Genomic DNA, 3122 nt, shown 5'->3' on the forward strand with positions numbered 1-3122 from the left:
GCAAGCTTCAGCTTAGCAGCGCGCCGCCCACTCGCTTTGCCGTCCGGCGCACTGGCGCCGCGGGTTACAGCGGTATCAGCCGGCGCGGTTGGCGCGGTCGATGAAGGCCAGTGCCTGGTAGAGCATGTGCATGCGCGGCAGCTGGCAACCGGCAGCGCGCGCCTGCGCCAACGGCTCGGCGTAGATTGCCTGGAGCTCCAGCGGCCGTTGCTGGGCATGGTCGTGGTACATGCTCGGCCAGTAGTCGGGCATCTGCTCGGTGACACGCAGCAGGTGCTCGGCATACCCCGCCGGCAGCATATGGCCACAGGCCGCTGCACCCTGTACCACCTCCGCCATCAAGGCTTGCACCAGTTCACGGCTGTCGGCATCGGCCATCAGCGGCGTGGTGCTGGCACCGAGCAGCACCGACAGGCCGTTGTACGGCACATTCCACACCAGCTTCTGCCAGCGCGCCTGGGCCAGGTTAGGCATGGCCTGGGAGTCGATGCCCGCCGCACGGAACAGCCCTGCCCCTTGCTCGACGATCTCTGCACCGCCATCGCTGGCCGGGCCGCTGTGGTAACCCAGGTTGACCGCACCCAGGGCCTGGTGACGGATGTCGCCGGGGCCCTGGCGGTTGACGCAGATGAAGCACAAGCCACCGAGCAGGTGCAGGTTGCCGGGCAAGGCCGGGCGCAACTGCTCTTCGACGCCCAGGCCATTTTGCAACAGCACCACCTTGGCATCGGCGGCGGCGGCCTGGACGATCAATGGCGCAAGCTCGGCATTGCTGGTGGCCTTGGCCCCCACCAGCAACCAGTCGCAGGCCGGCATGTCGGCGGCATTGGCGTAGGCCTGCACGGGCAGCTGCAAGGTGCCGTAGAGCGCACTGTCCAGCTTCAGGCCCCGCTCACGAACCACGGCATATTCGCTGCGCAGCAGAAAATGCACGTCGAAACCGGCGCGCGCCAGCATCAACCCATAAAAGCCTCCGATGGCGCCACTGCCGATGATGCCGATACGCGGTTTACGAGGGGCCATGCTGATCTCCTGGATGAAGTGGATGCGCTTTTTTACACCCTTTGCGGCATTCTGCGCATCCCGATGGCAGCGCAAGGCTGCCTGAGCAGGGAAAAACCCTGCCGCGACGGGCACAGGCCATTGTCGCAACCCCTTTAACGCGCTAAGGTTCGGCTCCCCGCTGCGAACATTCTTGCTGCTGGGCCGCACGGGGATTGCTGGCGGCCGGCACCCGTGACCTGACGAGTAACACGATGGCTGATTTACCGATCGATGACCTTAACGTTGCCTCCAACGAGACCTTGATCACCCCCGATCAGCTCAAGAAGGAAATCCCCCTCAGCGCCAAGGCCCTGCAGACCGTGACTGCCGGCCGCCAAGTGGTGCGCAACATTCTCGACGGCAAGGACCATCGCCTGTTCGTGGTGGTCGGCCCTTGCTCGATCCACGACATCAAGGCGGCGCACGAATACGCCGAGCGCCTCAAGGTGCTGGCCGAGGAAGTGTCGGACACGCTGTACCTGGTCATGCGCGTGTACTTCGAAAAGCCGCGCACCACCGTCGGCTGGAAAGGCCTGATCAACGACCCGTACCTGGATGACTCGTTCAAGATCCAGGACGGCCTGCACATCGGCCGCCAACTGCTGCTGGACCTGGCCGAAAAAGGCCTGCCGACCGCCACCGAGGCGCTCGACCCGATCTCCCCGCAGTACCTGCAAGACCTGATCAGCTGGTCGGCCATCGGCGCGCGCACCACCGAATCCCAGACCCACCGCGAAATGGCCTCGGGCCTGTCTTCGGCGGTCGGCTTCAAGAACGGCACCGATGGCGGCCTGACCGTGGCGATCAACGCGCTGCAGTCGGTGTCAAAGCCGCACCGCTTCCTCGGCATCAACCAGGAAGGGGGTGTTTCCATCGTCACCACCAAGGGCAACCCTTACGGCCACGTGGTGCTGCGCGGCGGCAACGGCAAGCCGAACTATGATTCGGTCAGCGTCGCCCTGTGCGAGCAGGACCTGGCCAAGGCCAAGATCAAGCCCAACATCATGGTCGACTGCAGCCACGCCAACTCCAACAAGGACCCGGCGCTGCAGCCATTGGTGATGGAAAACGTCGCCAACCAGATCCTCGAAGGCAACCAGTCGATCATCGGCCTGATGGTCGAAAGCCACCTGAACTGGGGCTGCCAGTCGATTCCGAAGAACCTCGACGAACTGCAGTACGGCGTATCGATCACCGATGCCTGCATCGATTGGTCGGCCACCGAGAAAACCCTGCGCAGCATGCACGCCAAGCTCAAGGATGTGCTGCCACAGCGTCAGCGCGGCTGATAAAAAAACAGGGCCGCTTCACCCCCATCGCCGACCTGCCGGCAATGGGGGTGAAGCGGCCCTGCTTTTTTTAAGGAGTCAGGCCTTGCTCGAGTGGCGCTGCTGGCGCTCCATGTAGCGCTCTACATACGAGCACGACGGGATCACCGTGTAACCCATCTGGTCGGCGTACTCCAGGGCCTTCTCGGTCAACGCGGCAGCGATGCCACGGCCACGCAGGGCGTTGGGCACGAAAGTGCGATAGATATCCAGCGTCTGTTTGCCCAGGTCCATGTACGTCAGGTAGGCACGATGACCGTCCACGTTGGTCTCGAACTGATGACCGGCCTGGTCATGGTGGATGGTCAACGCTTCACTCATCACTACTCCTCGCAGGCCTTTTCGGCAGACCCTGACCTTAACCGATGCTGGTTTATCCGGCGGAGGAACCTCTACGCCACCTCTTGCCCCTTGGACCGCAAGCCGATTGCAATGGTTCTGCCGGCCGGCCACCCCAAATAGTAGGCGCGGCACCCGCGATTGCTCAAGGTGGTTGTGCTTAAAAAGTGGCAGGCTCGTGGCTTGCAGGCCCCGGCCTGCGTGGCCCACAACAGCAGCCGGATGTTCTACGGGTTAAGACGACGAACGACAGTTAAAGTCACCGTTAGTTCGCAAAAAAGTTCCTGTTCTACAACCGCTTGCAGCCGCTGCACGGTTTTTTCACAAATCCCCCACAAATCTTGTCGGCTACCCCTAGAGCAACATTTTTTTTGCAGTTCTTGCGCTCGGTCAGTTTACTTACTACAAGTA

General features: G+C 62.4%; 3 protein-coding genes. 1 reads left to right on the forward strand and 2 read right to left on the reverse strand.

Annotation, left to right across the window (positions count from 1 at the left end):
* Positions 1-75 precede the first annotated feature (75 nt).
* Positions 76-1023 carry a putative 2-dehydropantoate 2-reductase gene (locus B3E94_RS01840; RefSeq protein WP_286912112.1) on the reverse strand — a complete coding sequence of 316 codons (948 nt, stop codon included), beginning with the start codon at positions 1021-1023 and terminating at the stop codon, positions 76-78.
* A 233-nt stretch (positions 1024-1256) separates the two neighbouring features.
* Between B3E94_RS01840 and B3E94_RS01845 the strand changes: the two genes are divergently transcribed.
* Positions 1257-2333 (forward strand): 3-deoxy-7-phosphoheptulonate synthase, encoded by a 1077-nt coding sequence (locus tag B3E94_RS01845; protein WP_176517675.1) that lies wholly within the window; start codon positions 1257-1259, stop codon positions 2331-2333.
* A gap of 78 nt (positions 2334-2411) precedes the next feature.
* On the opposite strand, the gene B3E94_RS01850 is transcribed toward B3E94_RS01845, so the two are convergent.
* Entirely contained in the window at positions 2412-2693 is a 282-nt protein-coding gene (locus B3E94_RS01850; protein ID WP_008095521.1) for a GNAT family N-acetyltransferase, read from the reverse strand.
* Between the last annotated feature and the right edge of the window lie 429 nt (positions 2694-3122).

The sequence above is a fragment of the Pseudomonas sp. UBA6315 genome (assembly GCF_002438125.1).
Taxonomy (GTDB): Bacteria; Pseudomonadota; Gammaproteobacteria; order Pseudomonadales; family Pseudomonadaceae; genus Aquipseudomonas; species Aquipseudomonas faucium.